Genomic DNA, 17,468 nt, shown 5'->3' with positions numbered 1-17,468 from the left:
ATTGGTTAATGTTAGGTATGTTTTGTGCAAATTAAATATATTCAAAAAGAATAATTTTGAAAAGAAATGTATATAAAAAAATAATCTATATTTTTATAAATGTTTGTTTTTAGGTGGCTTTTAAAAAAACAAATACTTTTTTTCTCCATATTTATTATTTGTGATTAAAGTTGCTAGTTATTTGATTATTGTGATGTGTGTCACATTTTTAACTATACTTTCCCATCTCGATATGGGACTATTCGATTCTCAAAATGCTAAAGAAATGTGTTTTTTCATTGGTCTATCTCTTGCCAATTCATTTATACGCTGCTCAGGTTGATGTATTGCGTGAGCAAGCTATTCAAAATTATAGAGCAGGACAAACTCAACAAGCTGTATCTCAACTAGATCAATTGCTAAATAAATACCCGCATGATCAAAAGCTGCTTGCTGATTATCTGTTTATTATGTCAAGTGAAAAAAGGGATCTTACAAATTTTTCACGGTTTTTGGTAAATATTAATTATGTAGACTTTCCAGAATATGCAAAGTTACCTTTAATTCAAAATTTCCGTGATTTTAAGCATTTTAAAACTGCAATTGACTGGTCAAATAAGTTCAATATTCAAAAGTCAGTTGATGGCCGTATTTTATTATCGGTTTTGTATGCTGAAGCTCAAGATGTGGCGAATGCTAAAGATCAGTTGTCGAAGATCGATATTAAAGGTTTAACTGCTGATCAGTTGGTACGGGTTGCATATGCTTATCGTTTAATAAATTTACCAGTAGATGCTTTAGCTACAGTTGAGCATGCTTATCAACAACAAACAAAATCTTCATCCGTTTTACAAGAATATGTTTACGATCTAATTGCTATTGGCTCATATAAAAAGGCACAGCAATTGCTGCAAGCGAGCGAAAAAACTGAACAAACAGTGCAAATGTTGCAGACTTTACAAGTTAGTGAGTTTTCTCAACATATCAACAATGCAATTGCTCGATATAAATATTTAAATCGTGAAGGACTAGCCGATGCCGAAAGCTTTGCTGAATTAGATAAAGTGCTGGAGCAAGGACAAAAAATACATCAGCAAATGAATCCTTCCGATCCTAATTACTTACGGTTTTATTACGATTATTTATATGGATTAGATTTTAGAGGGCGTTCAAAAGCAGTTATAGAGAATTCCACCCAGTTGAATATTCCACTCGAAAAATTACCGGCATATGTACGTCATGCAATTGCTGATAGTTATTTGGCGGAGCAAAAACCGAAAAAGGCCGAGTTTGCTTATAAAACGCTTTTAACCGAAAAGAATTATCCGGATATGACCGTTTATACGGGACTGTATTATTCTTATATTGAACAAGAAAAATATAAGGAAGCTGAACAACTTCTCGCTGAAGTTGATCGGCTTATTCCAACTTATAAATATAGTCAGGCTAAGGGTGTAGATAAAATCAGCCATCCTGATCGTGATGATTATATTGCTTTACAAGGAATGCATTTAGCCTACGCTAATCATCTGGATCAAGCTGAAAAGCATTTTCAAAAAAAAGTAGAGCAGGCGCCTGCGAATGAGAGCCTGATTAATAATCTTGCGCGTGTAGAACGTTGGAGAGAAAAACCGCTAGAGGCAAAAAAAACACTTTCCCGGTTAAATGGTATAGATCCGATTGCTAAAGACACCCGCATTAATGAAATGCAAAATGCTCAAGCTTTAGGTGATATTCCGACATGGCGAAAAACCACTCAAAACTTAGTGCAATATTACCCTGATGATAGTGGGGTTATTAAAAGTCGAAAAGAATTAGAAGATCGTAATAGAGCCACAATTTCACACTCAACCACTTGGGGCCAAAGTAAGGCCGAAGGTCGCGATACTGTAAGTGAGCAGAATGGTTTAAAAGACCGTGAAATGGAAACGCGTCTTAATAGCCCTTGGATTAATGATAATTATCGTTTATTCGCTTGGCATCAAGATCGTTATGGTGAGTACCGTTTTGGCGATGTGCATGACCAGCGTTATGGGGTCGGAGCAGAATGGCAGGCGAACCGTAAGGCGTTGTCAGCAATTGTGTCGCAAAGTACGGATGGTGGACAAGCAGGAGTCCGTCTTGATTGGTCCCAATGGCTAAATGACCATTGGCAGTATCAATTGCAATATAACAGTCAGGCTGACATTCCTTTACAAGCCCTTGATGCAGGGGAAGATGGTCAATCTTACCGAGCTGCTGTCACATGGCAAAAAGATGAATCTCGCCAGATTGGCGCGAGTTACAGTTTAACTGATATTAGTGATGGTAACAAACAACAAGAATTTTCAACATTTTGGCGTGAAAGACTATTCGACGCACCTCATCATATTACTTATGGCACTGTTCGAGGTTTCTACGGTACTAACAGCCAAGATCAAACAGCTTATTTTAGTCCAAGTTCACATTACAGCGCTGAGTTGAACTTAAGTCATGACTGGGTGACTTGGCGTGAATATGAGCGTTCATTTAAGCAGCATTTTGAAGCGGGTGTAGGCCTTTATAAACAGGCCGATTACTCTGCTAAACCTACTTACTCTTTGCAATATCAACATCAATGGCAGCTATCCCGGACATGGCAGCTCAATTATGGAATTGGTTGGCAATACCATCCTTACGATGGACATGATGAACAACATACCTACGGTATTTTTGGATTTGAAGGGCGTTTTTAATGAATAATTTATTGTCGAAAATGTTGGGCTGTGCCTTGGTCTCAACATTGTTGCCTCTGCAATTTGCATATGCCCAGATAGAAAAAGATTTACCAAAAAATCATACGGTTTCTTTAACCTTTCATGATGTGAGAGATGGTGTCTTAAAAGAAGGTGATCGGGATATTTATGCAATCCAAACGAAAAATTTAGCACAGTTCTTTGACTGGTTAAGTCAATCTGACTGGAAACCAATTCGCTTAAAAGATATTGAAGAAGCACGTAAACAAGGTAAGGAATTACCTCATAATTCTATTTTGTTAACTTTCGATGATGGCGCTTTAAGTAGTTATAGCCGTGTATTTCCATTACTTAAGCAATATCAGATTCCGGCAGTATTTGCACTTCCGACCAGTTGGCTAAATGGGAATACACAAGCTGGTTATGAAGCTTATGGGCAAGGAAATCTAGTCAATTGGAAGCAAGTGCGAGAAATGCAAGCTTCGGGCTTAGCCGAGTTTGCAAGTCATAGTGATGATTTGCATCATGGAGTATTGGCTAATCCTCAAGGGAATGAACAGCCTGCTGCGACTTCTTACACGTATTTAAAATCCCAAAAGCGTTATGAAACGGATGTGGAATATCAACAACGTATTTTGCAGGACTTAAAAAAATCATACGCCGTTTTAAAGAAAGAAGTGGGTGTTGAACCTAAGGCAATTATTTGGCCTTACGGTGCTGTGAATGAGCAATTAGAAAAATTGTCTCAAGAAGCCGGCTTTATTTTTTCTTTCAGTTTAGGACGTGATGGAATGAATAGGGTGAGTGACTCGACTTTTAAACGTAGTTTGGTCACTAATAATCCTACAGCTGAGCAATTAACAGAGGGTATGATCAATATTCTCAACTTTGAAGAATTAGATTTATTTAAGCAACCTCGCCACTTTGTGAGTATGGACTTAAAACAATTAGCTGCTTCAACTAATACACAGTCAGATGAGAAACTAGGGTTATTGTTATCCAAGCTTTATAGCTTAAAAAATAACACTTTGATATTGAAACCTTTAGATGATCAAGATGGTGATGGGCAGTATGACATTGCTTATTTCCCAACAACTCAACTAAGCGTCCAGCAAGATATTTTGAACCGAACTTTATGGCAGGCACAAACTCGTGCCGGACAGTCGGTTATTTTAGAGTTGCCTGTATATCCTCAAAAAAATAAACCGTTTTTGGTGGTAGACTTAGCGAAGGATATCGCACGTTTCAATAGTAATTTAAGTGGTATTCAACTTAATGCTGGAACCACTTTAAATTGTGCTATGCAAAGCACAACAATAAAAGAAAATGCCTGTGCTGACCAATTAAAACAGCTTACATATGTGAGCCAGCTTACTCAAAAGGCTGTGAAGCCTTATTTAAACATGAGTAATCAGGCTCAGTTTAGTTTATTGCTTACACCTGATTTTGAACATATTGAAAATTTACCAACGCTTTTAAAAACGCTGTTATCCCAACATGATTTAGTAAATCTTAAGTTCAATATAGTGGGTAAGCAAAAACAGTTTAATCACGTATTAGCAATTTTAAATACGCTTGATGCGAAATATAAACAGCGCATTATGCTGACTTTATCATTACCCGAAAATAGTCAGCAAAATGCCTGGCAAGAAGTGAAACAAGGTCTTTTCAATATTCAGCGCATAGGTATTCAGAAATTTGGTATTGATGGCTATACCAATGAAAACTCAAAAAATGTTCATGAATATTTATATAACCCGATTAGTTTAAATTCGAGTTCGGTCATGTATCAGCCCTTTGCAGGTCTCGCGACTGAGGGGAAAAAGTAATGAAAGTATTACTCGATATTTTATTTGCTTTTGCCTTTTTATATCCGTTGTTGATGGCTTGGACATGGATGGTAGGAGGTCTCTGGTTTTTCTTTAAAAGGGAATATCATGAGCAGCAACTGCCTGAGCCATCAAGTGAAGGGTGCAGTATTATTATTCCTTGCTTTAATGAAGAAGCTCAGGTCCGACAAACGATTCGTTATGCATTACAAACAAAATATCCGAATTTTGAAGTCATTGCCGTAAATGACGGAAGTAGTGACAGCACTGCAGAAATTCTTGATGAACTGGCAGCTCAAGATGCCCGATTAAGAGTTGTGCACCTGGCAGAAAACCAAGGTAAGGCCGTAGCTTTAAGATCGGGAGTGTTAGTAAGTAAATACGAATATCTAGTTTGTATTGACGGAGACGCTTTATTACATCCTCATGCAGTACTTTGGCTTATGCAGCCTTTTTTAAATTTTCCAAGAATTGGTGCTGTAACTGGTAATCCTAGAATTTTAAATCGCTCAAGTATTTTAGGTAAATTACAAGTTGGCGAGTTCTCTTCAATTATTGGCTTGATTAAGCGCGCACAAAGAACATATGGCCGTATTTTTACAGTATCAGGCGTAATTGCAGCTTTTAGAAAGACAGCTTTGGTTCGCGTGGGCTTTTGGTCTGATGACAAGATTACGGAAGATATTGATATCTCTTGGAAGCTCCAAATGGACCATTGGGATATTCAATATATTCCTCAAGCACTTTGTTATATCTATATGCCGGAAACCTTTAAAGGCCTTTGGAAACAGCGTTTACGCTGGGCACAAGGTGGGGTAGAGGTATTATTAGAATATATTCCTAAAATGTTCAAACTCCGCTTGCGCCGTATGTGGCCGGTAATGCTCGAAGCGTTAGTCAGTATTATTTGGTCATATGTGATGATTATGATTTTTATTCTATTTTTTGTGGGATTGTTTGTGGATTTACCGCAACAATTTCAAATTAATTCACTCATGCCGCAGTGGTATGGCGTGATATTAGGTGGAACATGTCTTGTCCAATTTCTAGTAAGTTTATGGATAGACCATCGTTATGATCGTGGTCGGCTTTTTAGAAATTATTTTTGGGTAATTTGGTATCCATTATTTTTCTGGTTACTGACGTTATTTACCAGTGTTGTTGCAGTACCCAAAACAATATTTAACACCAAAAAACGTGCTCGTTGGGTAAGCCCTGATCGAGGCTTCCGTGGAGATCACTCATGAAAAATGATGCAAATATCGACGTAGAAGTTTTAGATATACCTGAATATATTGATCAGCCTGAATATGTGAAAAATAAAACTGCAAACTATACCTTACAAACAATAGGTTGGTTTTGTTTAATGTGGCTGCTTTTTCCACTCGTTTCATTATTTTTATGGATTTTTGAAGGGCACCTCATTTATGACTATGTGTGGGTAGATCATGTTTCAGAAGTGAAAACTTTATTGCATTTACTTCTGTTAATAGGTCTGAGCGCACTCATTTTAATTTTATGGGCAAGTTATAACTGGCTTAGATTTCATGGAGATGATCGTCGCAGCAAGGCCCCGAATAGCTCTGTTGAGTTGCTGGCCTCACAATTTATGGTCAGTACCGAATCATTATCAGAATTACAAAAGTCCCAGCGCATCATCTTACATTATGATGAGCAGGGGTATTTAACTCGATATGATTTGAAATGAGTGAGAAAAAAAGCATGGTCTATCAACCTATTTTTAAGGTGTGGTTCTAATAATGATATCAACAGGTCGTTGAGTGCCATCCATACTATAAATGGCTGTATCGGTAACTTTTACAATCGGCCAAGTTTGTAGTTTGCAATTTGCTCTTTGCAGTGCAGTATAGTAGCTATCCGATTTAAAAAATGTTTTATTTGCCCGTGCGGTATTGGGCGTCAAAAGTCGTTTAAGCCATGTTTCATTTACTTGGGTTTCAAGAAAACGTAAAGCTAAGATGCTTTTAACACGATTGTTAAATAACCTCCGGTTCTTGGCAATAAGTGGATGGGTAATTAATCGATGTATACCGATTTGACTGTGAGGTAAAATAAAGTGAGGCGTAATTTGAAATACAGTTACAAATTTTGCCTGTTGGCAGATTTTTTCTAAATGCGTTACGGTCTCCTGATCCGTTCCAATAATGGCTACATTTAAATGAGAAAAATCAAATTCTTTAAGTTGATTTGATGACAGAATTTGACCAGTGAAGGCTTCAAAATCCTCAACTGTATTTTGAAAAATAGCTGATTTAGCGACATTATTTTTAAGGTCAATACTCATTTTCCAAAAGTCCTTTTGGTTTTCATTTATGATGATTTTTATCGTTTTAATATAAATAACCAAGCAAGGAGTCTGGGTAAAGTATTTTCAGATAGGTGGTTATCTCATGCTTGATATAGATTCAAACATGAGATGTCGCGTATATATTAATTACCTGATTTTACTTGCATTAATTGGGTGAAACTATCTAAGCGTTTAACTGTGTCGTATACATCACAAGTAAAAATAAACTCATCGACTTCATAAGTGTCCAGAAGTTTTTGCAGACCCGAACGTACTGTTTCAACTGAACCGATTTGTGCCATCGTATAGAAGTTTTCAACAGAAAGTTGTTCTGCCGTGTTCCATAATCCCTGCATAGATGTAACTGGTGGCTTAAGTTTGAGGCTTTCCCCACGAATTAATCCTAATACACGTTGATAAGCACTTGTTGCCAAGAACTGTGCCTCTTCATCTGTATCAGCAACGACAACTGGAACACCCATTGAAACGTAAGGTTTATCTAGATATTCAGAAGGTTCGAAATTCTCACGATAAAGTTCAATGGCTTGACCAAGCATACGTGGTGCAAAATGTGATGCGAATGAGTAGGGTAAGCCAAGTTTTGCAGCCAACTGGGCACTAAATAAGCTTGAACCTAACAACCAGACAGGTACATGAGTATTTTGTCCAGGTGTCGCAATAATCTTTTGGCCCACTTGAGGTGCTTTGAAATATTGCAAGATTTCTACAACATCTCTCGGGAACTGATCTTCTGTTTCCTGATGTCCACGGCGTAAGGCACGCATAGTGACTTGATCTGTACCTGGAGCGCGACCTAAACCTAACTCAATACGGTCTGGATATAAAGTAGCTAATGTACCGAATTGTTCTGCAACCACTAAGGGAGCATGGTTTGGCAGCATGATCCCGCCTGAACCTAAACGAATGCGCTGGGTATGAGCCGCGATAAAACCAAGTAAAACAGCTGTTGCCGAACTCGCAATTCCATCCATATTATGATGTTCAGCAAGCCAAAAACGGTCATAACCTAACTTTTCTGCATGTTGGGCAAGCTCTAGTGCATGACGTAATGAAAACTCAATAGTTTTATCATCACGTATAGGGGCAAGCTCCAAAATTGAAAATTTAGTATCTTGAAGTGATCGCATGCGATATTCTCGGAAAACGTTATATCGAAATAATACGATATAAAGAAGCTGTTGTATATCGTTTTTTTTCGATATGGCTTTCTTCCTAAAATAAAAAAGCACCACTAGGGTGCTTTTTTAGATTGATATATAAATTAACGATGTTTGTACCAACCACGGTGTAAACCGTTGTCATGACGGTAGTTACCACCTCTGTAATAGCGGCGATCACCATCATAATATCTACGGTCATCACGATCATAACGACGGTCATAACGGTCATCATAGTTACGATCTTGGGCAACTTTACGACCTAGAGCAGAACCACCAGCGGCACCAACTGCTGCACCGATATATCCGCCATTTGTACCGCCCATGTTTTTACCAACGGTGTAACCCGCGCCACCGCCTAAAGCACCACCAATAGCCGCTTCTGTACGGTTACGACGGTCGCTTGCTGCAGCAGCACCACCAGCACCACCTAAAGCTGCACCAATTGTTGCACCTGATGTACCGCCGATACTTTTACCGATTGCTGTTCCTACTACACTACCTAGAGCAGAAGTTGCCGCTACACGGGTACCATTATCTGCATGAGCAACTGTAACCATAGATGTTGTTGCGATTAATGCACTTGCTAACCAAACATTCATTTTCATTGTGGAACTCCATGCTCTTTTCAATAACGAGCAATCTTTATGTCTTGAGCTAAATGTAATTAAAAATTTCGAGAAAATTATGAAGAAGGCACATGCTGATACGATAGTTTTGTGTCTGCTTTGTATTGTTTCTATTAATATATGGATAAACTATGAACAACTATCCTAGAAACCAAAATTTTTAGTTATAAAAAAACACCCGAAGGTGTTTTTAAGCTGATTTCATCACGGTAATTAGTGACGATGATGACGGTGTTTTTTCTTCCAATACTTAGAAGAACGGTCTGCATCACGGTCTTTAGAAATTTTATTACCTAAAGCAGAACCACCTGCTGCACCTAAAGCAGCACCGATGTAACCACCGTTTGTACCACCCATGCTTTTACCAACAGTATAACCTGCACCGCCACCTAAACCACCGCCAATTGCAGATTCTGTACGGTGACGACGGTCACTTGCAACTGCTGCACCACCAGCACCACCTAAAGCAGCACCAATTGTTGCACCAGATGTACCACCCATGCTTTTACCAATTGCAGTACCAGCGATACTACCTAAAGCAGAAGCTGCTGCTACATGAGTTGTGTTGTCAGCATGTGCTACAGTTACCATAGAAGTAGCTAAAACAGCACTACATAATAAAGCATTTAATTTCATCATTTACTCCGTGTCCCAAGTTACAGGACCTTAATATCTTTTGTTACGGCAAATGTAACAAAACACTTCTCTTTAAATGTGGAGAACCTTCATTCGATTATTGGAGTTTAGTGTCTTCTTTGTATGCTTTCTATTAAAATAGAATATTTACTATTCACTTAGAAAAATTAAATACCATTTATATATATTCAGTTTAGCTAGTCATCATTTGAACATAAGAAATCAATTAAAGCTCGGGTAGCAGAGGACATGTGTTTATGCTGCGCATATAACAAAGAAAAAGGACGTGTATGACCTGCATATGTATTAAGTATAGGTTGTAGTTTTCCTTGTTGAATTTTTTCATTAACAATAAAGTCATAACTTTGACATATACCTAGCCCGCTTTCAGCAAGAGTTACCACACCCACAATATCCTCTTTTACTAAAATTCGATTTGTTGGTATCCATTGAATTTCCTCATTATCATTTTTTAAAAACCATGGGGTTATTTTGCCGCTACTGGGCAATTCAAAGGCAATACATTGATGATGTTTTAATTCTTCCAAATTTTTTGGAATACCCATGCGTTTCAAATAAGCAGGTGAGGCAACAAGTTTTAAAGGTGCTTGCTCTAAAGGTCTAGCAATGAGGGTGCTGTTAGGAAGTTGTCCTTGACGGATGGCTAAATCAAAACCCTCAGCAATTAAGTCAACGTTTCGATTAGAAATACTAATTTCAATTTGAATGTCCGGATATTTCAAAAGAAATTTTTCTAATAAGGGGGGTAGACGATAGTGCCCATAAGTCGTAGGTACACTTAATTTAATTTTTCCAGAAATTTGTAGCTGTTCACCTTGAACCACGCGTTCAGCATGGTCAATTAACTGAAAAGCATGTTGCATTTTTTCATAGTAAAGCTGACCTGCTTCGGTCAGACTTAAATGGCGAGTAGTTCTTCTAAAAAACTGGATACCTAATTTTTTCTCGAGTCTTGTAATTGTTCTACTAATGACCGAAGGCGTTGTAGATAAATCAATTGCAGCTGCACTAATAGAAAGCTTTTCAGCCACAATTAAAAAGACTTCAACATCGGCAAGATGGTCAAATTGGCGAGACATTTTGTCCTCAAACGCAAAAAAGATTTGTGAAATGAGTTGTTTTTCTACTTCTGGGGTAAAAATAGAATATATCCATCCCAGTTATAAATCCAGCAAATGCTTGGAATGAAGGTCGAATAATGAAGAAGTTAAATCAAATAATGTTTGCAATGATTGCAGCTTCGGCAGCATTAAGTGCAAATGCCGCTCATGTATTGGTTGTATTGTCTGATGAAGGACAGTTAGAGCTAAAGAATAAGCAGGTTTTTAAAACGGGTTTTTATCTTAATGAGTTAATGCAGCCTACAAAAATGCTTTTAGATGCAGGGCATACCGTAACATTTGCCACTCCAAAGGGGAAAGCTCCAACGTTAGATGAGTCATCAAATAATGCAATGTATTTTAATCAAGATGAAAAAGCATTAAAGCAGTATGCTGGTTTATTACATGATCTAAAGTTAACTTCTGCTCAAGATTCTCCTGTTGTAAGTCTGGCGCGTATTGAGCAAATTGGTATAGATCAATTTGATGCTATTTATATTCCGGGCGGACACGCGCCTATGCAAGACCTATTAAAAGATAAACAGCTTGGAAAAGTACTTACAGCTTTCCATAAAGCTGGAAAACCTACTGCATTGGTTTGTCATGGTCCTATAGCCCTGATGTCAACTTTACCTCATGCTGCGGAAGCCGTTAAGCAACTTGAACAAGGTAAAAAAGTTAAAACTGGAGAATGGATTTATAAAAATTATCAGATGACAGTAATTAGCAATCAAGAAGAAGAGCAAGCGAAGAGCTTATTAAAAGGCGGTGAGATGAAGTTCTATCCACAAACTGCATTAGAGTCACTTGGAGCAAAATATCAAAGTAATACGAAAGCTTGGTCGCCAAATGTAGTGGTGGATCGTGAACTTATTACTGGACAAAATCCAGCTTCGGCTGTTCTTGTCGGTAAATCTTTATTAGAAAAATTAAAATAACTATAGCGGTTAAAGAGGCTTTATAAATAAAGTCTCTTTTATCATATGGATTTGGAAAGTTAACGTTTTAAAGGATTACATATGTTATTTAATCGGCATAAACTGTAAACTATGCGCTATTTTTATGATTTGGCTTATCTTCTTATATTTATCTAGATAAGTTTTTTGGACTTTTGAGATATTTCCTCTTATGAAAGCGTCACTCCGTTTACGTCTTGATCAACTCTGTGATCGTCATGAAGAACTTACTGCATTGCTTGCAGATGCAGAAGTGATTTCCGATAACAAACGTTTCCGTAAACTGTCTCGTGAACATAGTGATTTAACTGAAATTACCGAAGTTTGGGGCAAATACCGTCAAGCAGAAGAAGATATTGAAACTGCTGAAATGATGAAGTCGGACCCTGACTTTAAAGATATGGCAGAAGAAGAAATTCAAGCAAATAAAGCATTGCTTGAAGAATTAGAAAGCCAGCTTAATATTTTGATGATTCCAAAAGATCCAAATGACTCTAATGCTGCATATTTAGAAATTCGTGCCGGGACGGGCGGTGATGAAGCTGCAATTTTCTCAGGCGATTTATTCCGTATGTATAGCAAATATGCCGAATCGCAAGGTTGGCGTATTGAAGTCCTTTCTGAAAATGAAGGCGAGCATGGTGGTTTTAAAGAAGTCATTTGCCGTGTAGATGGCGATGGTGTGTATGGCCGCTTAAAGTTTGAAAGTGGCGCGCATCGTGTACAACGTGTACCAGCAACTGAATCACAAGGTCGTGTGCATACGTCAGCTTGTACAGTAGCAATCTTGCCTGAAATTGACGTTGATACTAACGTTGAAATTAACCCGGCAGATTTGCGTATTGATACTTACCGTGCTTCGGGTGCGGGTGGTCAGCATATTAACAAAACCGATTCGGCAGTGCGTATTACTCACATTCCAACCGGTACAGTCGTTGAGTGCCAAGAAGAACGTTCACAGCATAAAAACAAAGCTAAGGCGATGGCATTGTTAGTATCACGTCTTGAAAATGCTAAACGTGCAGCAGCCGATGCGGCAACTTCTGAAATGCGCCGTGATTTGGTCGGTTCTGGTGACCGCTCTGAACGTATCCGTACTTATAACTACCCGCAAGGACGTATGACGGATCACCGTATTAACCTAACTTTATATAAGTTGGATGCCATTATGGAAGGTGATCTAACGGAATTGCTCGATAGTTTACATCGTGAATATCAGGCAGATCAGCTTGCGATGCTTGCACAGGAAAATGGCGGCTAATGAATATTGCTCAAGCGCTTGCAATTCGTGGTGAGCCTGACAGTTATGAACGACAGGAAAATGCTTGGTTACTTGAGCATTTTCTAAAAATCAATTCACTCGAATTAAAGTTCAGACTTGAGCAAGAGTTAACAGTCCAACAAGAGCAAGACTACTTGGCTGGTCTTGAACGTATCCAAAATGGTGAACCTTTAGCCTATGTGACAGGTTCGCAGCCATTTTGGACGCTCGATTTAAAAGTAACGTCAGATACTTTAGTGCCACGACCAGATACGGAAGTTTTGGTCGAAACTGTTTTAAATCTAAATTTGCCAAAGAATGCAAATATCGTGGATTTGGGAACGGGAACAGGTGCAATTGCGCTTGCATTAGCGAGTGAACGTCCAGACTGGTTCGTCACAGCAACTGATATTTACGCACCTACTTTAGACGTTGCAAAAGAAAATGCACAAACACATGGCTTGCATCATGTGAAATTTGCTTGTGGCGCTTGGTTTGAAGCACTAGAACCCCAACAATTTGATTTAATTGTTTCTAATCCGCCTTACATTGACCCTGAAGATGAACACATGCAAGCTTTGGCAACAGAGCCGCGTCGTGCGTTGGTTGCAGACCATCATGGGTTAGCCGATATTGAAATTATTATTGCTCAAGGCAAGAACTGGTTAAAACCGCAAGGCTGGATTGCACTAGAGCATGGTTACGATCAGGGACAAGCTGTGCGAAATGTATTTGCTGAGCATGGTTTTAGTGAGATAAAAACTATTCAAGACTATGGCCAAAATGATCGAGTCACTTTGGCATGTTGGATTTAAAGTTATTTTTGTAGCGTATCACGCCAACGTAACAACCAATTTTCTATAAGTTTCATTAAGGTATCGGTTATTTTACCCAATAGCGCCAATAAAATAATTGCAATGATAACAATATCTGGTCGAGACGTTTCTCGGCCATCACTGAGTAAATAGCCAATCCCTTGTGTGGCCGCAATCAGTTCAGCTGCAATCATAAACATCCACGATAAGCTTAAGCTGTTACGTAAACCCGTTAAAATGCCCGGAGAGGCTGCTGGTAAAATAATAGATATAATTCGCTGAAAAGCATTAAGCCGATAAACTTTTCCAACTTCAATGAGCTTTTTATCTACATTATGAATCGCTGCAACTGTATTGGTGTAGGTTGGAAAAAATGCTCCAATTGCAATAAGCGTAATTTTCGAACCTTCGTCAATTCCTAACCAAAGCAATAACAGTGGAATCCAAGCAAGACTTGGGATCGATTTAATTGCTGAAAAAGTTGGTTCTAAATATGCTTCTGCCTCTTTACTTAATCCAACCCAAATCGCAAAAATTAAACCTAAACCACTCCCTATAATAAAGCCGAATAGAACACGCCACGTACTAATATAAATATGGGCAAATAGGTCGCTATGAGCTAAATCTAAAAAAGATTGCCATAAACTAGATGGTGCGGGGAGTAGATAAGCATCGATATAGCCATTTCTGACTAAAAACTCGCAAGCCGCTAAAAAAATAAGTGGAATGAGTAGCGCTTTAAACCACCGTGTAAATTTGTGGTTTAAATGCTTTTTCTGTGATTTTAAAGCCTGCTGAGCTAAGAAGTGATTTAGTTCAGCTTTGTTAAGTGAATCACTCATATACTATTTCACGACTTTTTGAGCAAAACGTGGATCTAATAACTGATCAACCACTTGGTTGACATTGGTGCCTTTTCTAACCAAGTCTTCTTCAGTCAAAATTTTCCCAGAACGTTTTAGTGCTTGTGCTTGAGTTGCTGTTGGAATACTTTGATCAAAGTTGGTTCGGCTCAATTGTAGTTTAGCCACGGGTAGAGGAAGTTTCGATTCTTGAGCTAAAAGTGCTGCCACTTTATCTGGATTGGCTTTTGCCCATTTTCGGGCTTGTTCGTAGGCTTTAATAACTGCTTCAACCGCTTCAGGGCTTTGCTTTGCAAAGTCTTCTTTCACGCTAAGCACGCTATAACTATTAAATGCTACATTACGATAAAGCAATTTGGCACCCGATTGAATTTGAGCTGAAGCCATTAAGGGATCAAGCCCCGCCCAAGCATCTACTTGGCCACGTTCTAATGCGGTTTTGCCATCTGGATGTTGTAAATGGACCAGTTGTACATCGCGTTTACTTAAGCCTACTGTTTCTAGTGATTGTAGTGTAAATAAGAAAGGATCGGTTCCTTTTGTAGCTGCAATTTTCTTACCTTTTAAATCTTTTAGACTTTTAATGGGTGAGTTTTTTGCGACAACGAGGGCGGTCCATTCCGGTTGGCTTTGTACATAAACAGTTTTAATTGGACTACCATTCGCTCGACTTAATACAGCAGCTAATCCAGCAGTAGAAGCAAAATCGATACTATTACTGTTGAGATATTCTAATGAGCGGTTACTGCCTTGGCTGAAAACCCATTTAATTTGGGTATTTGGTAGTGCTTTTTCGAGAAGTTTTTGATCTTTTACCACCAGACTGGTTGGTGCGTAGTAGGCGTAATCAAGTTTAAGTGTAGTCGGAATTGCGGCAAAAGTAGATGAAGCAAATACAAACCCCAATGTTGATGCCAACAAAGTCTTTGGTAGAGAAAATTTTGATTTTAAAGACATGATAAAAATAAAACCGAAATGAAATAATAGATCATCCTTTCATGTGTTTAGAGGCTTACAAACTTAGTTATTTTGATTTGTAAATCAGTTTGAAAGATAAAAGTTTGGATAAAATTGTAAATCTCTGTTTTTATAGTAATTATTAATTTTTTAAATAATGCATTTATCTGAAATATTGAATTTAAAAGACATAAATATCATAAGCTTAAGCCCTAATGCCTTAAACTTCATTCGATGTATATGTTATTGCTTGAATGTAGTTAAGTTATCTCGATAAGCGCCGGGGCTAACACCTGTCCATTTTTTAAAAGCACGGTGAAATGCACTCGGGTCATGGAAATTTAAGTCTTCACTAATATCTTGTATTGAATCATTGCTTTTGCTTAAACGTTCAATTGCAATATCACAGCGAATTTCATTTTTAATTTGTTGATAACTCACTCCTTCATGTTTAAGTCGGCGTTGAACGGTAGCTTCTGAAATATTGAGCTGCTGTGCGACATCTTTGAGTTCAGGCCATTCGGCTGGGTGAAGTTTCAATAAATGACGCCGAATAACAACACTTAATGCATTTTCATTTTTAAAGCGAACTAAAAGATTTTGTGGAGTTTGCTCTAAAAAATCGTAAAGCGCTTTTTTATCTTTTTTAACTTTTATATCTAAATAGTGCGCATCAAATTCAATCTGATTTATCTCGGCATTAAAGTCTATATCTTCACAAAAGCGTACCAAATAATCTTGAATATCGTTCGGTTTTGGACAACGTACCGCAATACTGTTTAAACTAATTCTTTGATCAACTAACCAACACATAAGCCCATGTACCAACATTAAAAAGGTTGCGTAGGTAAACATACGTTTGGGTTGTTCTTGATCATGAATCACCAAATAAGCTTTTTCTTGTTCTCGAATGAGTTCTCCTCGTATATCGTCAAGCACAAAATTAAAAAACTTCAAAATATCGTAGAGTGCTTTTTCTAAAGTTTCAGCCGTACTGACGAGTTTTGTAAGTAATTTATAACTACCACGGCGCATAGGGTGACTATCCATGCCAAAAAACTCGTCATCCATGGCATTGGCAAGTTCTATCCATAATTGTGCATACGTTGCTACCGGAACACGCGCTTTAGGTGTCATAAGTAATTCAGCAGGAATGCCAGCTTTATTCAAAATAATTTGAGTATTTAGCCCTTTGGCATAAGCCACACTTAATGCTTCATTTACCAGTGCAATCGAAATTGTTCCTTTACTTAAAGAAGATTGGGCAACCATGTCAAAGACTCATTTTTTTACGTATTTCAAGTGAAATATTTCATGTTCAAAATTTGGATTGATCAAAAGCTGCAAGCATTTTGAGGTTTTTTGAAATTGTATCGGAAAAAAACAACTTTTACTCTCACTACTAAGCTTAAAGAACATTTCTATAGGACGTTACATAATGAAAATTCAAGGAAAACATTTTGTGATTACAGGTGGTGGCTCTGGCTTAGGGGCTGCAACTGCTGAGTATTTGGTAAAGCAGGGTGCCTCAGTCACATTAGTAGACATGAATGTAGAAGCAGGTGAGCAGCAGGCGAAACAACTAGGATCAAAAGCTGACTTTGTAAAACTTGATGTAACCGATGAAGCAGCTGCTGAACAGTTCTTTAAAGATGTGTTGGTTAAACATGGTCATTTGCATGGTTTGGTTAATTGTGCCGGTATTGGCCCTTCTGCAAAAGTAGTTGGCCGTGAGGGCGTTCATGATTTGGGGTTATTTGCAAAAACTTTAAATATTAATGTCACAGGTACATTTAACATGCTGCGTTTTGCAGCAGATGCAATGAGTAAAAACACGGTTGAAGAAGGTGAAGAGGACCGTGGTGTCATTGTGAACACTGCTTCTGTTGCGGCATTTGACGGTCAAATTGGACAGGCAGCTTATTCTGCATCAAAAGGCGCTATTGTGGCGATGACTTTGCCGATTGCTCGTGAGCTAGCGCGACATGCCATTCGTATTATGACCATTGCACCGGGAATTATGGAAACTCCAATGCTTAAGGGTATGCCACAAAATGTACAAGATGCTTTGGGGCAAATGGTGCCGTACCCATCTCGTTTAGGAAAACCAGAAGAGTTTGCTCGTTTGGTTGCCCATATTGCTGAAAACTCTTACTTAAATGGTGAAGTCATCCGTCTAGATGGTGCAATTCGCATGGCAGCAAAATAATAAAATAAGGATG

General features: G+C 38.2%; 16 protein-coding genes. 8 read left to right on the top strand and 8 right to left on the bottom strand.

Translation table 11 applies throughout. From position 1 onward, the window contains the following. Positions 1–254 precede the first annotated feature (254 nt). The 4 genes from pgaA to pgaD are packed head-to-tail and all read left to right on the top strand — an operon-like array spanning position 255 to position 6,230. Positions 255–2,693: a poly-beta-1,6 N-acetyl-D-glucosamine exporter porin PgaA gene (gene pgaA, locus EG365_RS01065; protein ID WP_000913306.1), complete on the top strand. Its 2,439-nt coding sequence runs from the start codon at positions 255–257 to the stop codon at positions 2,691–2,693. Continuing rightward, on the top strand, positions 2,693–4,522 hold the full coding sequence (gene pgaB, locus EG365_RS01060; RefSeq protein WP_001061322.1) for a poly-beta-1,6-N-acetyl-D-glucosamine N-deacetylase PgaB: 1,830 nt from the start codon (positions 2,693–2,695) through the stop codon (positions 4,520–4,522). Before pgaA ends, pgaB begins: the two co-directional genes overlap by 1 nt. Beyond that, positions 4,522–5,769, top strand: a complete 1,248-nt coding sequence (pgaC, locus tag EG365_RS01055) for a poly-beta-1,6-N-acetyl-D-glucosamine synthase (protein ID WP_000866237.1) — start codon at positions 4,522–4,524, stop codon at positions 5,767–5,769. The genes pgaB and pgaC overlap by 1 nt, the downstream gene beginning before the upstream one ends. Continuing rightward, the gene (gene pgaD / locus EG365_RS01050) at positions 5,766–6,230 is read left to right on the top strand and encodes a poly-beta-1,6-N-acetyl-D-glucosamine biosynthesis protein PgaD (protein WP_000786639.1); all 465 of its coding nucleotides are present in this window, start codon (positions 5,766–5,768) and stop codon (positions 6,228–6,230) included. The genes pgaC and pgaD overlap by 4 nt, the downstream gene beginning before the upstream one ends. Positions 6,231–6,263: 33 nt before the next feature. Here pgaD and EG365_RS01045 read toward each other — a convergent pair whose 3' ends face one another. The 5 genes from EG365_RS01045 to EG365_RS01020 all read right to left on the bottom strand — a co-directional run bounded on the left by EG365_RS01045 (position 6,264) and on the right by EG365_RS01020 (position 10,373). Further along, a complete protein-coding gene (locus EG365_RS01045; protein WP_000020770.1) occupies positions 6,264–6,827 on the bottom strand; it encodes a hypothetical protein in 564 nt (187 codons plus the stop codon). 146 nt (positions 6,828–6,973) lie between these two features. Beyond that, complete coding sequence (locus EG365_RS01040; RefSeq protein ID WP_001257202.1) at positions 6,974–7,978, bottom strand: LLM class flavin-dependent oxidoreductase; 1,005 nt, start codon at positions 7,976–7,978, stop codon at positions 6,974–6,976. Positions 7,979–8,112: 134 nt separating this feature from the next. Further along, positions 8,113–8,616 (bottom strand): hypothetical protein, encoded by a 504-nt coding sequence (locus EG365_RS01035; RefSeq protein ID WP_000783724.1) that lies wholly within the window; start codon positions 8,614–8,616, stop codon positions 8,113–8,115. A gap of 234 nt (positions 8,617–8,850) precedes the next feature. Continuing rightward, complete coding sequence (locus EG365_RS01025; RefSeq protein ID WP_000772605.1) at positions 8,851–9,273, bottom strand: glycine zipper domain-containing protein; 423 nt, start codon at positions 9,271–9,273, stop codon at positions 8,851–8,853. A 197-nt stretch (positions 9,274–9,470) separates the two neighbouring features. Continuing rightward, entirely contained in the window at positions 9,471–10,373 is a 903-nt protein-coding gene (locus EG365_RS01020; RefSeq protein WP_000089868.1) for a LysR family transcriptional regulator, read from the bottom strand. Between the two features lie 119 nt (positions 10,374–10,492). On the opposite strand from EG365_RS01020, the gene EG365_RS01015 reads away from it, so the two are divergent. From EG365_RS01015 to prmC, 3 genes are all read left to right on the top strand, one after another. Then, the gene (locus EG365_RS01015) at positions 10,493–11,332 is read left to right on the top strand and encodes a type 1 glutamine amidotransferase domain-containing protein (protein WP_000735893.1); all 840 of its coding nucleotides are present in this window, start codon (positions 10,493–10,495) and stop codon (positions 11,330–11,332) included. A gap of 190 nt (positions 11,333–11,522) precedes the next feature. Beyond that, entirely contained in the window at positions 11,523–12,611 is a 1,089-nt protein-coding gene (gene prfA / locus EG365_RS01010; RefSeq protein WP_000648005.1) for a peptide chain release factor 1, read from the top strand. Next, positions 12,611–13,426, top strand: a complete 816-nt coding sequence (prmC, locus tag EG365_RS01005) for a peptide chain release factor N(5)-glutamine methyltransferase (protein WP_001017503.1) — start codon at positions 12,611–12,613, stop codon at positions 13,424–13,426. The genes prfA and prmC overlap by 1 nt, the downstream gene beginning before the upstream one ends. A 2-nt stretch (positions 13,427–13,428) precedes the next feature. Here prmC and EG365_RS01000 read toward each other — a convergent pair whose 3' ends face one another. The 3 genes from EG365_RS01000 to EG365_RS00990 all read right to left on the bottom strand — a co-directional run bounded on the left by EG365_RS01000 (position 13,429) and on the right by EG365_RS00990 (position 16,518). Next, positions 13,429–14,268: an ABC transporter permease gene (locus EG365_RS01000; RefSeq protein ID WP_001285156.1), complete on the bottom strand. Its 840-nt coding sequence runs from the start codon at positions 14,266–14,268 to the stop codon at positions 13,429–13,431. 3 nt (positions 14,269–14,271) lie between these two features. After that, entirely contained in the window at positions 14,272–15,246 is a 975-nt protein-coding gene (locus tag EG365_RS00995) for an aliphatic sulfonate ABC transporter substrate-binding protein (protein WP_000054103.1), read from the bottom strand. Between the two features lie 243 nt (positions 15,247–15,489). Next, a complete protein-coding gene (locus tag EG365_RS00990) occupies positions 15,490–16,518 on the bottom strand; it encodes an AraC family transcriptional regulator (protein WP_000226533.1) in 1,029 nt (342 codons plus the stop codon). Positions 16,519–16,684: 166 nt separating this feature from the next. On the opposite strand from EG365_RS00990, the gene EG365_RS00985 reads away from it, so the two are divergent. After that, on the top strand, positions 16,685–17,455 hold the full coding sequence (locus EG365_RS00985) for a 3-hydroxyacyl-CoA dehydrogenase (protein WP_000701540.1): 771 nt from the start codon (positions 16,685–16,687) through the stop codon (positions 17,453–17,455). Positions 17,456–17,468 lie beyond the last annotated feature (13 nt).

This window comes from Acinetobacter sp. FDAARGOS_494, from assembly GCF_003812225.1.
Taxonomy (GTDB): domain Bacteria; phylum Pseudomonadota; class Gammaproteobacteria; order Pseudomonadales; family Moraxellaceae; genus Acinetobacter; species Acinetobacter baumannii.
Note: the sequence above shows the minus strand (reverse complement) of the source record. Positions and strands in the feature narration are given on the sequence as shown.

Coding starts and splice junctions, on each gene's coding strand:
- pgaA (WP_000913306.1), top strand. CDS start 255: ATGCTAAAGAAATGTGTTTTTTCATTGGTCTATCTCTTGCCAATTCAT.
- pgaB (WP_001061322.1), top strand. CDS start 2,693: ATGAATAATTTATTGTCGAAAATGTTGGGCTGTGCCTTGGTCTCAACA.
- pgaC (WP_000866237.1), top strand. CDS start 4,522: ATGAAAGTATTACTCGATATTTTATTTGCTTTTGCCTTTTTATATCCG.
- pgaD (WP_000786639.1), top strand. CDS start 5,766: ATGAAAAATGATGCAAATATCGACGTAGAAGTTTTAGATATACCTGAA.
- EG365_RS01045 (WP_000020770.1), bottom strand. CDS start 6,827: ATGAGTATTGACCTTAAAAATAATGTCGCTAAATCAGCTATTTTTCAA.
- EG365_RS01040 (WP_001257202.1), bottom strand. CDS start 7,978: ATGCGATCACTTCAAGATACTAAATTTTCAATTTTGGAGCTTGCCCCT.
- EG365_RS01035 (WP_000783724.1), bottom strand. CDS start 8,616: ATGAAAATGAATGTTTGGTTAGCAAGTGCATTAATCGCAACAACATCT.
- EG365_RS01025 (WP_000772605.1), bottom strand. CDS start 9,273: ATGAAATTAAATGCTTTATTATGTAGTGCTGTTTTAGCTACTTCTATG.
- EG365_RS01020 (WP_000089868.1), bottom strand. CDS start 10,373: ATGTCTCGCCAATTTGACCATCTTGCCGATGTTGAAGTCTTTTTAATT.
- EG365_RS01015 (WP_000735893.1), top strand. CDS start 10,493: ATGAAGAAGTTAAATCAAATAATGTTTGCAATGATTGCAGCTTCGGCA.
- prfA (WP_000648005.1), top strand. CDS start 11,523: ATGAAAGCGTCACTCCGTTTACGTCTTGATCAACTCTGTGATCGTCAT.
- prmC (WP_001017503.1), top strand. CDS start 12,611: ATGAATATTGCTCAAGCGCTTGCAATTCGTGGTGAGCCTGACAGTTAT.
- EG365_RS01000 (WP_001285156.1), bottom strand. CDS start 14,268: ATGAGTGATTCACTTAACAAAGCTGAACTAAATCACTTCTTAGCTCAG.
- EG365_RS00995 (WP_000054103.1), bottom strand. CDS start 15,246: ATGTCTTTAAAATCAAAATTTTCTCTACCAAAGACTTTGTTGGCATCA.
- EG365_RS00990 (WP_000226533.1), bottom strand. CDS start 16,518: ATGGTTGCCCAATCTTCTTTAAGTAAAGGAACAATTTCGATTGCACTG.
- EG365_RS00985 (WP_000701540.1), top strand. CDS start 16,685: ATGAAAATTCAAGGAAAACATTTTGTGATTACAGGTGGTGGCTCTGGC.